Raw genomic sequence first — 18,651 nt, forward strand, 5'->3', positions numbered from 1 at the left:
TTCTTTACCGCAGTTAAAATTCCCGGGGCTTGCAGATGATTTCCTTGATTTTGGTGTCGAAAAAGTGGCTGGCATGTGCCGGCGCGAGCACGGCTGCCGTATCGGCGCCCGTACCCGTGCCGCCGATGGCGATGATTTCCCGGCCGGCCGGGAGCATCCCGGCGTCCAGGGCCATGACGGCAATTTCGACGCAGACCTTCAGTCCCTGGCCCAGCATGCGCAGCGTCTGGGCGATGATTTCCGCCGGGTAAACGCCGCCGAATTTGTTCCGCACCCCCCGGTCCACTCCACCCAACAAATGGGTGGAGGTGAGCACCCGTACGCCGGCGGCGGTGAGTTCCGCGCGTGCCGCCGCGGGCATTTCATCCTCCCCGGGACCGGTAAAGCCTGCCTGATGGCTGACGCAGACCACCTGTAAATCCCGTCCGGCCAGCTTTTTGGCCGTAGCACCGCTGCAGGAAGCCACTACCAGATGGTTTATGCCCAGTTCCCGCGCCCTTTGCAGGGCCAGTGCGATGGTCTGATCAGTGTTTACCGGGCCTTTTTGCGGCCAGTACATCGGTTCCAACCTGCTATAACCCCCCTTTGCTTTCATCTTCCTTATTTTAGTCCGTTTGGACCAGTTTGACAAGTCGGATGACGCAGCTTCAAGTGAAAACTGTTGCCTTATATATCCATAGACACCGATAAGGCCCGGTGGCCGGCCGGTGGACGGGTTGCCCGGCTCATACGGCGGGCAGCCTGGCGTCCCGGCAAACCACATCAACCAGGACCGGTCCGGTGGAAGACAGTGCCTGGCGCAGTGTTTCATCCAACTGCCGCGGATCTTCAACCCTGAAGCCGCGGGCGCCGCAAGCCCGGGCATAGCGGCTGAAATCAGGGCCCTGGATGGTAAGGCCGAGCGGTTTTAAGCCCGCCGCCAGGGTTTTGTCCTTTTCCAGACCGTAAAGGGCGTTGTTCACCACCACTACCACAATGCCCAGGTTATATTTCACCGCAGTGGTCAATTCACCCAATGACATCAGCATGCCTCCGTCACCGGTCAGGGCAATCACCTGCCTGGCCGGAAAGCACAAGCGGGCGGCGATTGCTGCGGGCAGGCTGCCGCCCATACTGCGCCAGCGGTGGGAAAGCAATATTGCTTGCCCCGCGGCCCGGAAATCCCGGTCGAACCAGTGCACAAACGCCCCTTCGTCCAAAGTGAGCACTGCATCTTCGGCCACGGCTTCGCTTAAGGAAGCCATCAGGCGGGCCGGGTGAAGCGGGCGTTCATTGTTTTGCCGGTCGGCGCCGCAGAGCCGGAGCAACTGTTTTTTATCTGCGGCAATGCGTTCCGGCCAGGCCGGATCGGTCCGGTGGCCGGCCAGCTTACCGGTCAGGCGGCTGATTATGAACGGCACATCACCGGCCAGCGAATCCCAAAGATAGATATCGTTGACCTGCTCAGGCCGGGATTCAATTTGAATCGTGGCTGTTTTGGGCAAATACTTTTCTTCAAAGGAAGCTTGCCCGATGAGCAAAATGCAGTCGCAATCGGGCAGCAAAGCGGGAAGCCAGGCCTCACCAATGCCGCCCACTACTTCCGGCCAGGCGTCGGGAATCACCCCCTTGGCTTCCTGGGCCACCACCACCGCCGCCCCCCAGGCGTCAACCAGTTGCCGGATTTCCGCCACCGCTTCCTTTCCCCTTGTGCCGACCAGCACCAGGGGTTTTCCAGCCCGTTGCATCAACTCCGCCGCACGTTCCAGATCCCCGAGCAGACAGCCGCGACCGGCGGCGGTGAGCAGCGCCGGCGGCGTGCCGGGTTCGGCCTGCACCGTGCCGGACCAGAGGTCTTCCGGAATACTGAGGTGAGCGACGGTCTGCCCGAGCAGCGCCCGGGACATGGCCCGGATTAACAGGCGCAGGCCGGCCGGGGCATTGGTGACCAGTGCGGTGTAGGCGGCAAAATTTTTGAACAAACTTTGCTGATCAAAGAATTGTTTGGCCGGCGTAGCAATTTCAGGAGTGTTCACCTGTCCGGTCAGTGCCAGTACCGGGGCGCCGTCAAGGCGGGCGTCCGCCAGACCCTGCAGCAGGTTGACCGCTCCCGCGGCGCTGGCCGTGCAAACTCCCAGTCGGCCGGTCATTTTGGCTGTATAGGAGGCCATAAATGCGGCGGCGGCTTCATGGGCGGCAGCGGTATAGCCAATACCTTCTTCACGGGCCAGTGCGTCCAGAAACGGCAGAATATCGTCGCCCGTCACTCCGTATACCGTCCTTACCCCCCAGGACGCCAACTGCCGCACCATCGCCCGGGCCAGGTTGTATTGCCCCATTGGACATACCTCCTTGCGCAGCGATTTGTTTAAAGAATATCCTTGATCGTAATCCTGCATACTAACATAAATCCAATGAGAGGTGATCCGTTTGCGGAAGCTGAAAGTGGGCGTGATTGGCGCCGGAATGGCCTTTGCACGCCTGCATCACCCCGCCTATCAACAACTGGGCGACCGTTACGAAATAGCCGCCGTCTGCGACCGGGATGCGGCAAAAGCGCGGGTCTGGGCCGGCCGGCTCAACCTGGACGAACGGAGTGTTTTCACCGATTGGCGGGAAATGCTGCGTCAAAAAGAGGATCTGGATGTTATTGATATCATGGTACCGATCGCCTTGAATTTCGAAATTACGGAGGGTGTGGCCAAAACTCTTGCCGGGCGGCGTAAGGGAATTATTTGTGAGAAGCCGCTCGCTCCCACCCTTGAACAGGCGGAAGCATCGCGGGAACTGGCCCGGAAATACCGGATTCCGGTGATGATTGCCGAGAATTACCGCTATAACCACGAGATTGACCTGCTCCGGGATCTGGTCCGGACCGGGCGCGCCGGCGATATTTACTACTTCATTCAAAACCGCGTGGTCGATTTCCAGGCCGATATGCTGCAGGACAAGTTTCCGGCCACGGAATGGCGCCAGCACCCGGAGTTTCCCGGGGGTACTGTTACGGACACCGCGTTACACGACCTGGCCGGACTGCGCCATATTTTCGGTCCGGTTGACCGCCTGCAGGCCTTCGGCCGGCCGCAGGCCGCCGGTTATTCCCCTTATGCGGTGATTCAGGTCAACCTGTTGTTCAAGAGCGGCGTCACCGGTCACTTCAGCTTTTTTTGCGCCGGCCGGGAAATGCAGCGCCCCCTGATCGGACTGCGCATTTTCGGCACCAAGGGTATGATTTATCTGGAGGAGCGGGACGCGGGGACAATCAATCTGGCCTTCAACGACGGGCGCAAGGAGCAGGTTCCCTACCAGGTGCAAAGGGGTTATTATAACGAACTGCTCAACTTTTACAACGCCCTGACCGGCAGCGAACCGGTCAGCGTCACCCCCGAGATGGAATACGGCGATCTGAAAACTGTACACGACATACTGAAATCAATTGCGGAAGGGGAAATCGTGCCCGTTGACGGTGAGGATACATACCGGCCGGTTTACGCGCCGGCCCTGGGCGGACAGGCGGGCATTGTCCAGTAAAGACGATTATTTAGTACAGTCCGCCAATGAAAGGACTGGTGGCCGTACCCTGCCGTTTCAGCCATACATTCAAGAGCGGCCTGTTTACATTAACGTATAAAAATAATTTCAGGATGGTGAACAAATTATGGCCTGGCAATGGATGGGCAACCTGCTACGCGGTATAACGGATGAAGCCTCGGATGATCTGATGTTCAAGATGATGAAAGACAAATACACGGATAACATGCTGATGGTGTTGTCGGTGCTCAAGCGGACGTCATTTTTCAACCTGATGGAGTTGTGGATGCGTTCCACCCAGGGGCAGCAACTGGAACGGCCGCTCGGTACCCACATGCACCTTTCCCCCTGGGAGATGCTGCTCTTAAACCCGGTGCATTTATACCGTTTTCCGGTGGAAGATCAGGTGACCATAGACACCGGCGCCGTAATCGGCCCACTGGCCGCCAAACCCCTGCAACTGCGGATCCCGGTTTATATTACAGGTATGTCGTACGGCAGCGCGCTCAGTAAAGAGGCCAAGGTGGCCCTGGCCAAGGCGGCCACTGAGACGGGTACCGCCACCAACACCGGGGAAGCAGGCTTGCTGCCCGAAGAACGCCGGGCGGCGGCAAAATTGATCGGACAGTACAACCGGGGCGGCTATTTGAATACACCGGATAAATACGGGCAGCTGGACGCCATTGAAATTCAGCTGGGCCAGGGGGCCCAGGGAGCCTCCCCGCAGCGTACGCAGGCGCGGTTTATCGAGGCCGAAATGCGGCAGGTGTTCAATTTGAAAGAAGGCCAGGATTCCGTGCTGCATTCCCGCATTCCAGGTGTCAACAGTACGCAGGATTTTATTTCACTGGTCGGGCGGCTGAAGGAAGAAACCGGCGTGCCGGTGGGGGTCAAGATGGCCGCCTCGCATTATTTGGAACATGAACTGGCGATCGCCATACAGGCCGGAGTGGATTTTGTCACGGTGGACGGGGCCGAAGGGGGCACTCACGGGGCCTCGCCCTCATCGGAAGATGATCTTGGCCTGCCCGCCATCTACGCCATTGCCCGTGCGCGCCGTTTTCTGGACGGACAGGGCCAGAAGGGGCGCATCTCCTTGCTGGCAGGCGGAGGGTTGTTCACCCCCGGGCACTTTGTGAAGGCGCTGGCCCTGGGGGCGGATGCCGTCTATATCGGCACTGCCGCCGTACTGGCCCTGGTATCCCAGCAAATAACCAAAGTGGCCCCAACCGAGCCGCCCACCCAGTTGGTGCTGCAAACAGGCCGGATGCGGGATGAATTTGACCCCGCCCTGGGTGCTGCTTCGGTGGTCAACTTTTTAAAGGTGGCCGTGCAGGAAATGACCTCCCTGATGTACGCCCTGGGCAAGACAGCCGTCCGTGAACTGGATGCCACCGACCTGTGCTGCCTGGATCCGTGGCTGGCCAAAGCGCTCGGCGTGGCCTACGCCGGTGTGCCGCCGGCCGCTCAGGCGGATTATTATCAACACATGAATTTTGCCGGCTGGAGCCGGGAAGCCGGTCAATCCGGGATGCAGGAGCAAATACACTGAACAGCTGAAAGCGGCAAGGACGGCGGCATTTTCTTATGCCGCCGTCCTTGCTTTTAACCAAAACCGGCCGGGACACCACCCGGCCATTATTATCGGAGACAGTGAGACGTAACGACAAAAATGCATATTATTCGACAATATTTAAACCTTGTTAAAAGTTAATATGATCATTGCCCGAAACTAGTACCAATGGATTTTTGAAAATGATACTACTGTCGCTTTCCTACAGTATGTTAAGTGTCATATGCCTATTATCCAGGACAATAGTTCCATATCTGATCTTTAATGAAAATTTAAATATTATTTTACAAAAATCTAATACCATTTTAACAGGTTATGTTTATAATCAAATCCGTGCTTGTGCGATGTCGTGTAAAGTGCTTCTTGCAATCTTTTTCAACGCAATGCGCAGTAGTAACAGATACAATGTGCCGCGTATGAAATTTTATGCTTGTAGGTGCATTGGGCGCTATCGCGATGTGACAGGGAGAGGGTGATATCTACAGCGGCAGAGTGAACGATTGTCTGGAATGAAATACGAACCATCATCAAGTAATTTGGCGAATCGAGCCACGTAATACGGGTTACTTATTTTATTACCGCTGTTAAAGTGGTTACTATTTTAACTTTTTCTCTTGAAGCTAGGTTTGTTCTGGCATTGTAAAGAATGATAAGGAGTCGAGATTATGCCAGAGGGAAAATTTACTCACTCCATAGTAAAAAGAAATAACCCCGCTCTTGAAATGATTCTAGGTGCAGAAGGTGAAAAAAGTCTCTGGTGTGGACCCTGTGCGGTCGAATCACGTGAGCAGGTACTGGAAACAGCTGCTTTCTTAAAGAGCATGGGGGTGCGCATTTTACGCGGCGGCGCATTTAAACCCAGGACTTCACCGCGCAGTTTTCAGGGTCTGGGGGAAAAAGCCCTGGTCTGGCTTGCCCAGGCAAGGGAAAAATACGGCCTGCATGTTGTTTCCGAAGTGATGGATCCGGCGGATATTCCCTTGATGGCACACTATGTGGATGTCTTGCAGATCGGCGCCCGCAACATGCAAAACTACTCTTTGCTCAAAAAGCTCGCCCGGCAGGACAAGCCGGTATTGTTGAAAAGAGGGCCGGCCGCCACCGTGGAAGAGTTCATTCTGGCTGCGGAGTATATTTTAAGCGGCGGACGGGCCGGAGTAATCCTGTGCGAACGGGGTATCCGCACTTTTGAACGCTATACCAGGAACACGCTGGATCTTTCCTGTGTGGCCCTGGTCAAGCAGTTTACCTACCTGCCCATCATTGTCGATCTTTCCCATTCGCTGGGCCGCAAGGATATTATGGCTCCCCTGGCGCGGGCGGCGCTGGCCTGCGGCGCGGACGGCCTGATGATGGAAGTGCATCCCGAGCCGGCCAAGGCGCTCTGTGACGGCCAGCAAAGCCTTGATTTTGCCCAGTTTCAGGCGCTGCTGGCTGAAACTGGCTGTTTCGGGTTTCACGGACGGAAAAGGGGCCGGGTGATTCCGCTCTGGAGTTCCCGTGTGAATGCCTGGAATGAAGCCGGTGGATTGCGGAAGACGGAAAACGGTACTGCCGGAACAAAGGGGGGTGAATAGTCTTGTCCAGCAGTTACAGTCTGGCGTTTAACTGGGATGAAGGACTGATTGATGATTGCGCCCGCCTGAACAAGACAGGCCGCGGCATCCAGGTGGGCGAGTTTTTTGGTTCATTGCGTTTTTCGCCGGTGGGCAGCGGCCGCCCCGGCATGTATCTGGCCGGGGTGGATTTTGAACAGGCCGCCCGGCAGGTCGCTCTGATGCACGCACGGGGGATCCGGTTTGCCTACATAGCCAATGCCCCCTGTTTGGGCAACCGCGAGTTCAAGAATGATTACGCCGCCCGGTTGCTGGCCTTTTTTGATCAAATCGTCAACGGTTTGGGCGCGGACACGGTGGTACTAACTGTGCCCTACCTGATTGAAATGGTCAAACGTAATTTCCCCCGGGTCGGGGTGAAGGCTTCAGTAATCGCGCATATCAACAGTATTCCCCTGTTGATGCACTTTCAGGAACTGGGCGTGGATATGATTGTTCTTGATTACATGCAAAACCGCAATTTCCCCTTTCTGCGGGAGGCGGTAAAGGCCGCGCGGGTGCCCCTGGAACTGCACACCAACGACTGCTGTCTTTACGGCTGCCCCTACCGGCAGTATCACTACAACATTAACGGCCATGCCGATCAAGAAGACTACCTTTCCCGGGCAAATTCCATCCAGGTGGATTATTGCCTGCTTAAATGCGGCCTGTACTTCTACCGCCATCCGGAAGAATTGATCAAATCACGCTGGATCAGGCCGGAAGATGTGGAAGTATACGAACGGATCGGAATCAACCACTTTAAGGGCGGGAACCGCCAGTGGGAGCGGGAAAGGTTGCGCCGGTTGGCCGGAGCCTACCTGGCCCGGCGCTGGGACGGGAACCTGCTGGAACTGCTGGCCGTGGCCCGCACGGAGGTGGGTGAAACAAACGCTAAAAAACCGCCGGGGATGTCCGGCCGGGAATGGGAGCAGGCGCTGGACTTCCGCGCCGGCCTGCGGCCGGGCGTGCCCGTGGAACTGGACAACCGGGCACTGGACGGTTTCCTGGAGCATTTTTTCACTCAGGACTGCCAGCTTGCCTGCGGGCGGTGCCGTTATTGCGCTTCCGTCGCCGAACGGGCGGTCCGGATCAACGAGCCGGATGCGCTTGAACAGTGGCTTTCGCTTCAAGAGTCCCGGGCGGCCGAATTGGCCGCGGGTGCTGGACAGGCTCAGGGGGGGACCGGCAAATGCATATTGCGTTGATCGAAGAATGGTTTTCGCTGCATCAAGGGGGCATGGAGCGGGTAAAAAACCTGGCCATCGCCCTGGCCCGGAGCGGGCAGCGGGTGGATGTATTCTGTCTGGCCCTGACTTCCGCCCCGGCGGAACACTCTGATTTCGGCACGGGATTATCCAATTTAAGAGTGCATATGCTGCCCCTGCGGGAATTGATGGGGGAGGGCGGTACACTGCCGGCGGCGGTGGCCGAAGAGTTGGGCGGTCCGACGGCTTTCCCTACGGAATTGATTCAAGAGTGGTTGTGGCCCTTTCCGGCCGGCAACGAAAGCGTGCTGGAGCGGGCCACCGCCAGGCTGTCCGGATTGCTCAAGGATTGCGGGGCGGAAGTGGTCCAGATCAGCGACGCCGTTTGCTGGTTCGGTCCGGGGATCAGGGAAAAAACCGGCCTCCCCTGTTCTGTGCTGTTGCAGTCGTATCCGATTAGTGCGGCGGAATACCTGCACTTCAGTGAATTTTTAAATCTGGCCGGCAAAGAAACCCTGGACGGACCGGCGCTGCATAAAGAGCTGGGCCGTTGTCTCAATTCCTACGATGCCATTTGGGCCGTCAGCCGTTATTTCGCCGGGCGGGGTGTGTCCGAACTGGGTCTTGAACCGGAAAAAATCAAGATTCATTATGCCGGCGTGTGGCTTGACGAGTTTGCCGCAGAAGCGGCACCGGGGTTCCGGGAGGAGTTGATCCGCTCGGCATTTGGCGGGGATAGGCCGGAACACCGGATCGTACTCTTCCTCGGGCGGCTGGAAGCCACCAAAGGGGCGCACCACCTGTTGTCAGCCTTTCCCCTGGTGCTGGAAAGCTTTCCGCAGGCACTGCTGATTATTGCCGGAAAAAGTTTTATGTATCAGCAGTATTCGGACATCCTGGAGTACCTGGCCACCAACATGTTGATTGACGACCGGGTCAGGCTGATTGGCCACGTGCAGGGTGAGTACCGGAAAAATGTTTATGCTTGTGCGGATGTTTTTGTGAACCCGCTGGTGGTGGCGGAAAGCGCCGGCATTGTCATGGTCGAGGCGATGGCTTCCGCTTGTCCGGTGGTTGCCCCCGCACTGGGTTATCATGATGAAATCATCACTTCCCGGCGGGGTTTGCTTTATCCGGCTTACGACACCAGGGCCATGGCAGACGCTATTTGCACACTGCTGGCGGATCAGCAGCGGTGCAGCGAGATGGGGCAAAGCGGCCGTGCCTTCGTGGAAGCGGAGTTGACCTGGGAGCATCAGGCCGGCCGGGCCGTGCAACTGTTTTCGGAAATGAGGTCATTGCTTTGAGAGTGTTGCTGGTTTCGCTGAACCGGGAAAAAATCCCCTATCCCGTACCGCCCCTTGGCCTTGCAAGCGTGGCGGCCTCCCTCCGCCAGGCCGGACATGCCGTTTCGCTGCTCGACCTGTGTTTTTGCCCCGGCCCGGTGGAGGAACTGCAGCGGCGGATTGAAACTTTCGTTCCGGAAGTGATCGGCCTATCCATCCGCAACATTGACAATGTCAAGTATCCTTTGTCCATCAACGAGTTTTACCTGCCCCGCTTCCGGGTGCCGGTGGAAGTCTGCCGTCAGGCCGGCGTACCGGTGATTCCCGGCGGCTCCGGATTTTCCGTGCTACCCGGCCCCATTCTCGAATATTTCAATTTGGATTACGGGGTGGTCGGCGACGGGGAACTGGCCATGGTTCACCTGCTGCAGGCCCTGACGAACGGCGGGGATCCCGGTTCGGTACCGGGTGTGATTTCACGGCGCGGCGGAAAGCAGGAGCAAGTTGGGGCCTGGCTCTGCCGTGAACTTGATACCCTGCCCCTGCCGGCGCGGGATTTGATTGCCCGGGGAAGCTACCGCACGGCCGGCGGGAAGCCGGTGGGCAACATCCAGAGCAAGCGGGGCTGTCCGATGAGTTGCAGCTACTGTGTCTATCCCCGGGTTGAGGGCCGGATGATGCGCCTGCGTTCTCCCGGCCTGGTGGCGGACGAACTGGAATATATGACCGGTCATCTGCATATTCACCACATACATTTTGTTGATTCACTCTTCAATGTCCCGCTGGAGCATGCCGAAGCCATCTGCCGGGAAATTATCCGGCGGGAAATAAAGGTGCAGTGGGTGGCCACATTCTATTCCCATCCGGATTATTGTAGTACGGAATTTCTAACGCTGGCCAAAGAGGCGGGATGCGCCCTGGTGGAACTGGGCATCGACTCCTGCAGCGACCGCGTGCTGGAGGGTCTGGGCAAAAGTTTTTCCGCCTCCGCAGTGCTTGCGGTGCTGGAGAACTGCCGGCGGGCCGGAGTGAACTTTATGCCCTTCCTGCTTCTGGGCGGTCCGGGGGAAAACCGGGCGACCTTGCGGGAGAGCCTTTTGCACATGGAACAGGCGGGAACGACAGTCCTGCTGGCCAATGTGGGCATCCGCCTGTACCCGGGAACGGCGCTTGCCGGCCGGGCGGCGGAAGAAGGAGTGGCCGGCGGCGATTTGTTCAACCCGGCATTTTATGTTTCGCCGGAACTGAACGGCGACTGGGAAAACGTGCTGGCGGAATTCGGGTCCAGAAACAAACACTGGTCTATCCCTTATCTGGCCCGCACGGCCGGGGAATACGCGGAGCACGACGGCCGGTGCCGTGTTTCAGATCTTTTTTAAAGGGGAGAAAGGCGTGCCGTACCGGGATTTGCGTGATTTTATGACTGTTCTGGCGGAATGCGGCCAGTTGAAACGGGTGGTGCGGGAAGTGGATCCCGTTTTTGGGATTGCCGCCGGGATCCGGAAGATGTCCGATACAGGCGGTCCGGCGTTGTATTTCGAGCGGATCAAGGGACACCGGATGCCGGTGGTGGGCGGGCTGTGCCAGGATCGTCAAAAGGCGCTGCTGGCGCTGGAAGCGTCTTCATGGGCGGACGGAATTGAACGGGTGCGCCGGGGAGTGGCCAGTCCCCTGGTACCGGTGGTTGTTGCGGATGCCCCCTGCCGGGAAGTGGTTTACACCGGAGAGCAGATCAACCTTTTTGATCTGCCGGTTCCCGTCCTGCACGCGTCTGATTCCGGACCCTTTATCACCGCCGGGGTGCAGATCAGCCGGGATCCCCAAACCGGGTGCAATAATGCCGCTATTTCCCGTCTGGAATTAAAAGGACCGCGGCATATGTTGATCAAAACCTATCCCTTTCAGCATCTGGCCATGCAGTTAAGCCGGGCGGAAGCCCTGGGCCGCCCCCTGGAGGTGGCCACCGCCATCGGTCTGGATCCGGTAATTCTTTACGCCTCCCAGGTGAAGGTTCCCTATGGGGTGGACGAACTGGCCGTGGCCGGCGGCATCAGGGGAGTACCGGTGGAGGTGGTGCCCGCTCTGACAGTGGATCTGGCGGTGCCGGCGCGGGCCGAGATCGTCATCGAGGGACGCATTCTGCCCGGCGTGCGGGAAATGGAGGGCAGTTTCGGCGAGTTCACGGGTTACTACGGTGCTCGGGAGGAAAGCCCCGTGCTCGAGGTGACCGCGCTCACCTGCCGGCGGGACGCCGTGCTGCAGGTGGTGATGACCGGCCTGCCCTGCACGGAAAATCATGTATTAAAGACTTTCGGCTATGAAGCAGCCCTGTGGGAACGGTTGAAAGCAAGCTATCCGGAAGTGCAGGGAGTCTGCTATCAGACATCGGCCGGCACCCAGTTCAATGTGGTTGTTTCCTTGCGGCAGAGGTACCGGGGGCAGGCGCGATCGCTGCTCCTGGCGGTGCTCGGCGATGCCCTGCACCCGAAAACGGTGATTGTGGTTGATGACGATGTGGACATCTATGACCCGGTACAGGTGAACTGGGCCGTGGCCACCCGGGTACAGCCGGCGCGGGATGTCATTATTCTGGAGCACATCCCCGGGGGCGACCTGGATCCTTCCGCGCCGGCAATGGGTATCACCTCGGTAATGGGTATTGACGCCACCCGCCCGTACGGACAGGCATTCGCTGAAGTCGTCCAGGTGCCGGGTGTCCGCGATTTCCGGATTGAATAAACGGGCAGGTTTTTTATCAAGCCGCCTGAAGGGAGGTTCCGAGCATGCGCGACCGGATTCAGGAGAAGGAAGCCCTGGAAGCCGCACCGGTGGTGGAGGAATATGATTTGATGAGCCGGTCCGGGCATATGCGCAAGCAATACAAATTAATGGCTGGAAAAATTTTATCCCTGCTGCCGGCCGGGGGTGAGGTTCTGGACATCGGTACCGGACCGGGATGTCTGGCCGTTGAAATCGCCCGCCGTCACCCCGCCGTCCGGGTCACCGGACTGGATCTTTCGGAAAACATGCTGCAGGCGGCCGCCCGGCGGGCGGCCGGGAACGGCATCACCGGGCGCACCACCTGGGTACAGGGTGACGCGGCCAATCTCGAAATGTTTGACGGGAACAGTTTTGACGCCGTGGTCAGCATGGGGTCCATGCATCACTGGCACCGCCCGGTAACGGTGTTCAACGAAGCTTACCGTGTGCTAAAACCGGGCGGGTTTATTTTGGTCCGTGATTTACGTTGGGGTTGGCCCTTGAAGCTGATCAAAACCATGTGCGCTTTTTACATGCCTCCTTTTCTGCGCGGGGTGCGGCAGGAGTACCTGGATTCAATCAATTCGGCCTACACCATGCAGGAGATTGACGAATTTTTAAAGTCTTCCATGCTGCCGGAATGGACGCTTAGCGGGGACTGGCTGGCCATGAACATAAAGGCCGTTGCCGTTGATGGAGGGAGCCGGTGATGTCCATGCTGACCTCGTCTACCGACGTGCTTGTAATTGGCAGCGGCGGCGCCGGGTGCCGGGCGGCCATCGCCGCCCGGGGGGAAGGCGCCCGGGTGATGCTGGTCACCAAGGACCGGCTGGAGCACGGCGGCGTAACGCTGATGGCCCCCTTTTCCTGTTGTGCCGCCTTTGGCCACGCCGACCGGCGGGACAACTCCGGGGAACATTTTAAGGACACCGTGCAGGGGGGCGCGTATTTAAGCAACCGCCGCCTGGTGGAAGTGTTTGCAGCTGAAGCGCCGCAACGTATCCGGGAGCTGGAAGCTTACGGGGTGACTTTTGACAAAAATGGAGACTGCTATGAGCAGGTGGCTATTCCCGGTCATTCCTTCCCCCGCGGAGTACATGCCGGGTTTGAAACCGGCCGGCAGTTTCAAAAGGCGTTAAACAAAGAGATTAGAAAAATGGATATAACCGTCCGGGAATACTTTATGGTCCTGGACCTGCTGCTGGAAGGGGACCGGGTGGCGGGTGTGCTGGCCTGGGATATGGCGGCCGGACAATTCGAGGTGGTTTGCTGCCGTTCGGTAGTCCTGGCCACCGGAGGCGTACAGGAGCTTTATCATCCTTATTGCAGCGCTACGGCCGGCACCACCGGGGACGGGCACGCACTGGCCCTGAAAGCCGGCGCCGTGCTGGTGGACATGGAATTTATCCAGTTCTATCCCACCTGTGTGGTCTGGCCACCCGTTCTATGGGGCCTGCATGAGGTTTCCATGCTGGTTTATATGCTTCAGGGACGTTTATACAATAAATTGGGCGAGCGTTTCATGCCCCGGGTTGATCCCCGGCGGGCCGAGCTTACCACCCGTGATCTGCTGAGCCGGGGGATCGCCGGGGAAATCCTGGCCGGCCGGGGCAGCCCCCACGGCGGGGTCTACCTGAGCGTGTCCCACCTGCCGCAGAATGCGGTGCGTGATTTCATGGAGCACTGGTTCCCCGGGAATGTGATGCGGGGGTACGATCTGAACGGAGCGGGTCTGGATGTTTGCCGGGATGCCTTTGAAGTGGCGCCATTTGCCCATTTTACCATGGGTGGGGTAAAAATTGACGCCGACGGCCGCACCAGTCTGAACGGCTTGCTGGCGGCCGGCGAGGTGGCCGGCGGTCTGCACGGGGCCAACCGCCTGCAGGGCAATGCCCTGGCCGAGACGCAGGTTTTCGGCCGCCGGGCCGGTCTGGCCGCCGCCTCGCAGCAGACGGCGGAGCGGGGTGAGCCGATGCCGGCGGCGCACAGGGCGCTGGAGCGCTACCGGGGATGGTTGAGCCGGCGGAGCGGCAAAAGCCATCATCATTTTAGAAGACGCCTGCAAGAGCTGATGTGGGAAAAGGCGGGTGTATTGCGGGAAGGGGACGGTTTGAAGCGCGCCGCGGCCGAACTGTACGCCCTGCGGCAGGAGTTCGAACGGGCAGTGGCCCTGCGGGATGATGGAATGGTCTACAATCACGAGTTTATGGGGGCGCTGGAAACAGCAAACATGCTCGACGTGGCACAGGCGGTGATTCTGGCGGCCGGGGCCAGGGAGGAAACCCGGGGGGCACATGCCCGGCTGGATTTCCCGTCCCGGGACGACGAAAACTGGCTGGTCAACGGACTGGTGCAATATACGGACGGAGCATGGAGCATCCGGCATGAACCGGTGGCAGCGGCGGTTGAAACAGGAGGGATGGCCGGTGGCGACTGAGGAGCGGGGTATGGTCCGGGTTTGGCGGAGTGACGGCGGGCGGTTTGAACAGTATGACGGGGTGGCTTATCAGGGGCGTACGGTGTTGGACGTGCTGGTGGATATACAAAGCCATTATGATCCCACGCTGGCTTTTCCCGTCTCCTGCCGCCGGGGATTGTGCGGCGGTTGCCGGATCAAGGTGAACGGTCTGGAGGTTCCGGCCTGCCGCACCCCGGCCGGGCGGGAGATGACCCTGGAACCGGTCAGCCGGGAGCGTGTATTAAGAGATTTGGTGGTGCGCCCCCGGAAACCGCCGGTCTGCCTGGTTCTTACCGGGCCCCCGGCGTCCGGGAAAAGCACTGTTGCCCGCGGTGTGCTGAAGGCAGTGGATGGCCGGGTGGCCCTGATTAATGGTGATCAGGTCGCCCATTTGATCTACAAGTGTATTTATTCCGGAGCGCAGCTGGATTTGAAATACCGGAATATCAGGTCTCTGGCCGCCAACTTTATAACCCGGGATTATGATCTGATTATTGATGATTTTTTCAAACGGACCGCCGATTGGGAGGGGTTGCTGGCCCATTTGGCGGCCATGCAGGCCCGTACGCTGACGGTGCGCCTTACTGCGCCGGAGGATGTGCTGCTGGACCGTAACCGGTTGCGTGCGGCGGATGAGTTTCTGCCCGCCGGACGGGTGCTCGCCCTGGCGGAATTGGAGCGGCAAAACAAGCTGCGTGCGGATCTGGTTCTGAATACGGCCGGGCGGGACGAGGCGGAAATTATCTCCCTGCTTTCATCCCGGTTTTTGCTCCTTGCCGGCGCCACCCGGGAGGAAAGAAAGAAAGAACAGGCAGTTGTTGCCGGTGATCCCCGCTTGCAATATCATAAACGTTGTTTTGGCCCTTTGATGGGGAACAGTTGCAGCGCCGTTCCAGAGGATGCCGCACGGGGGGGAGAGGCAAATGCTGTTGAATAATGTTTCGATCGTTGACGCCCGTGGCCGCCGGGAGGGTATGATGCTTTGTCTGGAAGAAGGATACATAGTCCTGGCGCGCAAAGGTTACGCCGGTGACGGGGGCCTTGATCTGTCCGGCTTCACCGTCCTGCCCGGCTTGATTGATAGTCATGTGCACCTGCAGCTTGATGGCGGCGCCGATCCCCTGGCCGGTGTGAACTTCAGTCCGCCACTGCGGGAGAGGTGTCTGGAACTGCTCCGGCGGGGCGTGGTCGGCCTGCGGGACGCCGGGGGGGCATTCAACCCCGGTTATGCGCAGGCCGTCCTGGAGCCCCCGGAATGCTTCCCCCGGCTGATATGCTGCGGCCGGCCGCTGACCGTGCCGGGGGGGCACTGCGCAGCCATCGGTGAACCGGTACGGGGCGAAAAGGAAATCCGTTCCGCCGTCCAGCGTCAATTGTCCGGAGAAGGCGGCTGGATCAAGATCATGCTGACCACCGGCGTGGTCACCGGGAACAGGCCGCCCGGTCAGCTGCAATTTTCCTTTGACGAATTGCTTGCCGCCGCAATTGAAGCGCACGGTTGCGGGGCTAAAGTGGCGGCGCATGTACAAAGCCGGGAGGGCGTGGCCATGGCCGTCTCCGCCGGAGTGGACAGCATTGAACACGGCCTGGGCTTGACGGTGGAACTGGCCCGGGAAATGGCCCGGCGGGAGATCACCCTGGTTTCCACCTGCACCGGCTTTGCGGCGATGGCTGGAAAAGGCCGGGGCGAGATGGCGGAAAAGGCCGCCCGGGCGCTACAGGAGCAATTGCGTGCCGTGGCCGTGGCCCGCGGGTGCGGCGTGCGCATAGTGGCCGGTTCCGACGCCGGAACACCATACAACGGTTTTTGCGGCATAACCGCCGAGCTGGGCTGGCTGCGCCGGGCCGGGCTGAGCTGGCCGGAAGCACTGGCCAGTTGCACCATCCAGGCGGCAAAAATGCTTGGTTGGAACGGGCTGGGACTGGTGGCGCCCGGCTATCGTGGCGATCTGCTGATCGTGACCGGCGATCCGCTGCAAGATCCGGCAGCGCTGGACAATGTGGCGCAGGTCCTGCGCGGGTGCATTCCGGCGGCCGGCAAAGCGGATCTGTGGGCGAAGGAGGGAATAGCATGATGCAAATACTTGCTCCGGTAAACGGTTCCGGGCAGGTGCCTTTAATGGTCAAAGCGGGGGCGACGGAGCTCTTTTGCGGCTATACCGACGGCAGCTGGATGTCCGACTACAACCGTCCGGAGGCTGATGAAACCGGCACCCAGCAACTTTCTTTGAACCGCCGGGAGTCGCCTTTTGCCAATATCACCAGCTACGACGAACTGAAAAAAACGGCCGCAAAGGCCGGGGAGCTCGGAGTGCCCCTGTATGCGACGGTCAACGCCCCCTACTACACCGGCCGGAATTACCCGTTCATCCTGGAGTATATACGCGCCCTGCAGGAAGCAGGAGTATCCGGCATAGTGGTGGCCGATCCGGGATTAATCCAGGCCGTCGGTGAACAGGAAATGGGGATCAAGATCATTTTAAGCACCTGCACGCAAGTGGCCAATATTGCCGCCGCCCGTTTCTTTCAATCCCTGGGGGTTTCGCGGATTACTTTTCCCCGTCACATCACCCTGCGTGAAATGGCCCGGATCACCGCTGCTGTGCCGGAAATGGAGTATGAATGCCTGATCCTGGAGGACCGCTGTGTTTTTGACGACGGGAATTGCAATACGCTGCACTGTGCCGGGGAATTTTGCCGGGACGACTGGACGACCTCCTATTACGCCGCCGCCGGGGAAATCGGTTTTCAGGAGGCGCAGCGGCTGCGGCAGAATGAAACCGCCTACCGGCAGTGGGTACAGCCTTACGTTGATGAAACCGCCGATCGGGAGGGTTGGCAAAACAATGGCTGCGGTCTGTGCGCGGTGCCCTACGTCATGCGCCATTGCCGCATGACCGCCTTAAAAGTATCCGGGCGCAACCTGCCCCTGATTCAAAAATTAAAATCCCTGTGGCATTTGGGACGGGCGGTGGAAATGGCCGGCCGGGGGGCGGATCCGGCCGATATCCGCCGGGAAATGCAGCCGCATCAGGTTTTCCCGGAATTATGCCAGCTGGGCTACCGGTGTTATTTCCCCGACGCCTTTGACGGGCGGGAAGCAAAGAAGGTGAGTTGATTGAATGCTGAATGGGCTTTTTATGTCAGTAAAGCCGCGGATCTATCCCTGATTCAGGAGCCCTTCGCCCCGGCCGCCCACCCCGCCCTGCGGCAGTGGGAACGGCAGGTCAAAAATGAGCTGGCGGAGCGGTGCGCCCGTCTGCCCCTGACCCGGCTGTATTTTGGCCAGGAGTTTTGCGCCCGCCTGATGCCGGATGCACAGGAAGTAAAACAGGCCCGGTCTATTGCGCAGGAACGGGGGCTGGGCTTCACCCTGGTCACTCCGTATGTCAATGATGAGCAACTGGGCGCGGTTAAGGAGTTGCTGGACTTGTTGGCGGACGACGAGGTGGTGGTCAATGATTACGGCGTGCTGGCCCTGCTGCAGGATTACCCGCGGTTGAAACCGGTGGCCGGCCGGATGCTGGAGAAGATGATCCGTGATCCACGCTTTGCCGGGGAGGAATACGAAAGTTTTTTCACTCCCGGAGCCAGGGATTTGTTGCGTTCATCGAATATAACCGCCGGCGGGTACCGCCGCCTGTTGTCCCGTTTCCGGGTTGAACGCGTTGAATTTGATCCCGTGCCCCAGGGCTTTGACACGGAAGTCGGCAACAGCGGTTTCGCCCTTTCCCTGTATGTGCCCTTTGGTTACGTCTCCACGGGCCGTGTTTGCGTGATGGCCGCCCTTGGGCGGGACGAGGGGGAAAAGTTTAAAATTCACCTGGCCTGCTCCCGCCAGTGCCGCCGGTACTACCAGTTGATGCGCCGTTTTTACGCCCCCAGCCTGCGGCGGGGGAACGGCGCCAGAATTGAGCTTTTGCGCCGGGGCAAAACGGTTTTTTACTTAAACCACTTGTCCGGCCGGGATAATTACGGGTCTTTCTTTCAACGTCTGGTCTATCAGCCGGTGGTACCGGCGTGAAAATAAAGGAGGAAACGGGCAGATGAAAACGGCTCTGGAACAGCTCCTGGAACGGGCTCTCAGCGATGCGGCCTTCCGCCGCAAACTGCAGGAAGATGCTGCCGGTTTGCTGGCGGAAGAAGGTATTCCAGCCGAAGAGGCCGTCTTGTTTCTTCAACTGGACCTGGAAACGCTGGTTTCCGAGCGTGAACGGCGTTACCAGAGAACCGCCCGGGGCGCCTGACCGGGATGGATTGC

General features: G+C 59.1%; 16 protein-coding genes. 14 read left to right on the forward strand and 2 right to left on the reverse strand.

The features are described 5' to 3' along the window. Positions 1-13: 13 nt before the first annotated feature. Positions 14-559, reverse strand: coding sequence for a pyruvate kinase alpha/beta domain-containing protein (locus A6M21_RS07280; RefSeq protein ID WP_066667447.1), 546 nt, complete (start codon positions 557-559; stop codon positions 14-16). Positions 560-725: 166 nt separating this feature from the next. After that, complete coding sequence (locus A6M21_RS07285; protein ID WP_066667448.1) at positions 726-2,318, reverse strand: thiamine pyrophosphate-binding protein; 1,593 nt, start codon at positions 2,316-2,318, stop codon at positions 726-728. 82 nt (positions 2,319-2,400) lie between these two features. Between A6M21_RS07285 and A6M21_RS07290 the strand changes: the two genes are divergently transcribed. The 14 genes from A6M21_RS07290 to A6M21_RS18725 all read left to right on the forward strand — a co-directional run bounded on the left by A6M21_RS07290 (position 2,401) and on the right by A6M21_RS18725 (position 18,637). Continuing rightward, positions 2,401-3,510 carry a Gfo/Idh/MocA family protein gene (locus A6M21_RS07290; RefSeq protein WP_427854611.1) on the forward strand — a complete coding sequence of 370 codons (1,110 nt, stop codon included), beginning with the start codon at positions 2,401-2,403 and terminating at the stop codon, positions 3,508-3,510. A gap of 127 nt (positions 3,511-3,637) precedes the next feature. Further along, positions 3,638-5,062 carry an FMN-binding glutamate synthase family protein gene (locus A6M21_RS07295; RefSeq protein WP_066667450.1) on the forward strand — a complete coding sequence of 475 codons (1,425 nt, stop codon included), beginning with the start codon at positions 3,638-3,640 and terminating at the stop codon, positions 5,060-5,062. A gap of 686 nt (positions 5,063-5,748) precedes the next feature. Further along, positions 5,749-6,660: a bifunctional 3-deoxy-7-phosphoheptulonate synthase/chorismate mutase gene (locus A6M21_RS07300; protein WP_078060473.1), complete on the forward strand. Its 912-nt coding sequence runs from the start codon at positions 5,749-5,751 to the stop codon at positions 6,658-6,660. A gap of 2 nt (positions 6,661-6,662) precedes the next feature. Beyond that, positions 6,663-7,886 (forward strand): hypothetical protein, encoded by a 1,224-nt coding sequence (locus A6M21_RS07305; RefSeq protein WP_066667452.1) that lies wholly within the window; start codon positions 6,663-6,665, stop codon positions 7,884-7,886. Next, complete coding sequence (locus A6M21_RS07310) at positions 7,871-9,193, forward strand: glycosyltransferase family 4 protein (protein ID WP_066667453.1); 1,323 nt, start codon at positions 7,871-7,873, stop codon at positions 9,191-9,193. The genes A6M21_RS07305 and A6M21_RS07310 overlap by 16 nt, the downstream gene beginning before the upstream one ends. Positions 9,194-9,195: 2 nt before the next feature. Further along, on the forward strand, positions 9,196-10,551 hold the full coding sequence (locus A6M21_RS18350; RefSeq protein ID WP_242868795.1) for a B12-binding domain-containing radical SAM protein: 1,356 nt from the start codon (positions 9,196-9,198) through the stop codon (positions 10,549-10,551). Continuing rightward, complete coding sequence (locus A6M21_RS07320) at positions 10,532-11,911, forward strand: UbiD family decarboxylase (RefSeq protein ID WP_078060476.1); 1,380 nt, start codon at positions 10,532-10,534, stop codon at positions 11,909-11,911. The genes A6M21_RS18350 and A6M21_RS07320 overlap by 20 nt, the downstream gene beginning before the upstream one ends. Positions 11,912-11,955: 44 nt before the next feature. After that, positions 11,956-12,642, forward strand: coding sequence for a class I SAM-dependent methyltransferase (locus tag A6M21_RS07325; RefSeq protein WP_066667455.1), 687 nt, complete (start codon positions 11,956-11,958; stop codon positions 12,640-12,642). Further along, positions 12,642-14,369 carry an FAD-binding protein gene (locus tag A6M21_RS07330; RefSeq protein WP_078060477.1) on the forward strand — a complete coding sequence of 576 codons (1,728 nt, stop codon included), beginning with the start codon at positions 12,642-12,644 and terminating at the stop codon, positions 14,367-14,369. Before A6M21_RS07325 ends, A6M21_RS07330 begins: the two co-directional genes overlap by 1 nt. Then, positions 14,359-15,327: a 2Fe-2S iron-sulfur cluster-binding protein gene (locus A6M21_RS18355; protein ID WP_066667456.1), complete on the forward strand. Its 969-nt coding sequence runs from the start codon at positions 14,359-14,361 to the stop codon at positions 15,325-15,327. The genes A6M21_RS07330 and A6M21_RS18355 overlap by 11 nt, the downstream gene beginning before the upstream one ends. Beyond that, complete coding sequence (locus tag A6M21_RS07340; RefSeq protein ID WP_161486027.1) at positions 15,314-16,465, forward strand: metal-dependent hydrolase family protein; 1,152 nt, start codon at positions 15,314-15,316, stop codon at positions 16,463-16,465. Before A6M21_RS18355 ends, A6M21_RS07340 begins: the two co-directional genes overlap by 14 nt. Next, positions 16,462-17,508, forward strand: a complete 1,047-nt coding sequence (locus tag A6M21_RS07345; protein WP_066667458.1) for a peptidase U32 family protein — start codon at positions 16,462-16,464, stop codon at positions 17,506-17,508. The genes A6M21_RS07340 and A6M21_RS07345 overlap by 4 nt, the downstream gene beginning before the upstream one ends. Then, complete coding sequence (locus tag A6M21_RS07350) at positions 17,509-18,414, forward strand: hypothetical protein (protein WP_066667459.1); 906 nt, start codon at positions 17,509-17,511, stop codon at positions 18,412-18,414. A gap of 22 nt (positions 18,415-18,436) precedes the next feature. Beyond that, a complete protein-coding gene (locus tag A6M21_RS18725) occupies positions 18,437-18,637 on the forward strand; it encodes a hypothetical protein (protein ID WP_066667460.1) in 201 nt (66 codons plus the stop codon). Positions 18,638-18,651 lie beyond the last annotated feature (14 nt).

It is taken from the genome of Desulfotomaculum copahuensis, from assembly GCF_001655685.1.
In the GTDB taxonomy this organism is placed as follows: Bacteria; Bacillota; Desulfotomaculia; order Desulfotomaculales; family Desulfovirgulaceae; genus Desulfotomaculum_G; species Desulfotomaculum_G copahuensis.

Bases quoted from the DNA above. Each gene is read 5' to 3' on its own strand.
- A6M21_RS07280 (WP_066667447.1), bottom strand. From the start codon at position 559: ATGTACTGGCCGCAAAAAGGCCCGGTAAACACTGATCAGACCATCGCA.
- A6M21_RS07285 (WP_066667448.1), bottom strand. From the start codon at position 2,318: ATGGGGCAATACAACCTGGCCCGGGCGATGGTGCGGCAGTTGGCGTCC.
- A6M21_RS07295 (WP_066667450.1), top strand. From the start codon at position 3,638: ATGGCCTGGCAATGGATGGGCAACCTGCTACGCGGTATAACGGATGAA.
- A6M21_RS07300 (WP_078060473.1), top strand. From the start codon at position 5,749: ATGCCAGAGGGAAAATTTACTCACTCCATAGTAAAAAGAAATAACCCC.
- A6M21_RS07310 (WP_066667453.1), top strand. From the start codon at position 7,871: ATGCATATTGCGTTGATCGAAGAATGGTTTTCGCTGCATCAAGGGGGC.
- A6M21_RS07325 (WP_066667455.1), top strand. From the start codon at position 11,956: ATGCGCGACCGGATTCAGGAGAAGGAAGCCCTGGAAGCCGCACCGGTG.
- A6M21_RS07330 (WP_078060477.1), top strand. From the start codon at position 12,642: ATGTCCATGCTGACCTCGTCTACCGACGTGCTTGTAATTGGCAGCGGC.
- A6M21_RS07340 (WP_161486027.1), top strand. From the start codon at position 15,314: ATGCTGTTGAATAATGTTTCGATCGTTGACGCCCGTGGCCGCCGGGAG.
- A6M21_RS07345 (WP_066667458.1), top strand. From the start codon at position 16,462: ATGATGCAAATACTTGCTCCGGTAAACGGTTCCGGGCAGGTGCCTTTA.
- A6M21_RS18725 (WP_066667460.1), top strand. From the start codon at position 18,437: ATGAAAACGGCTCTGGAACAGCTCCTGGAACGGGCTCTCAGCGATGCG.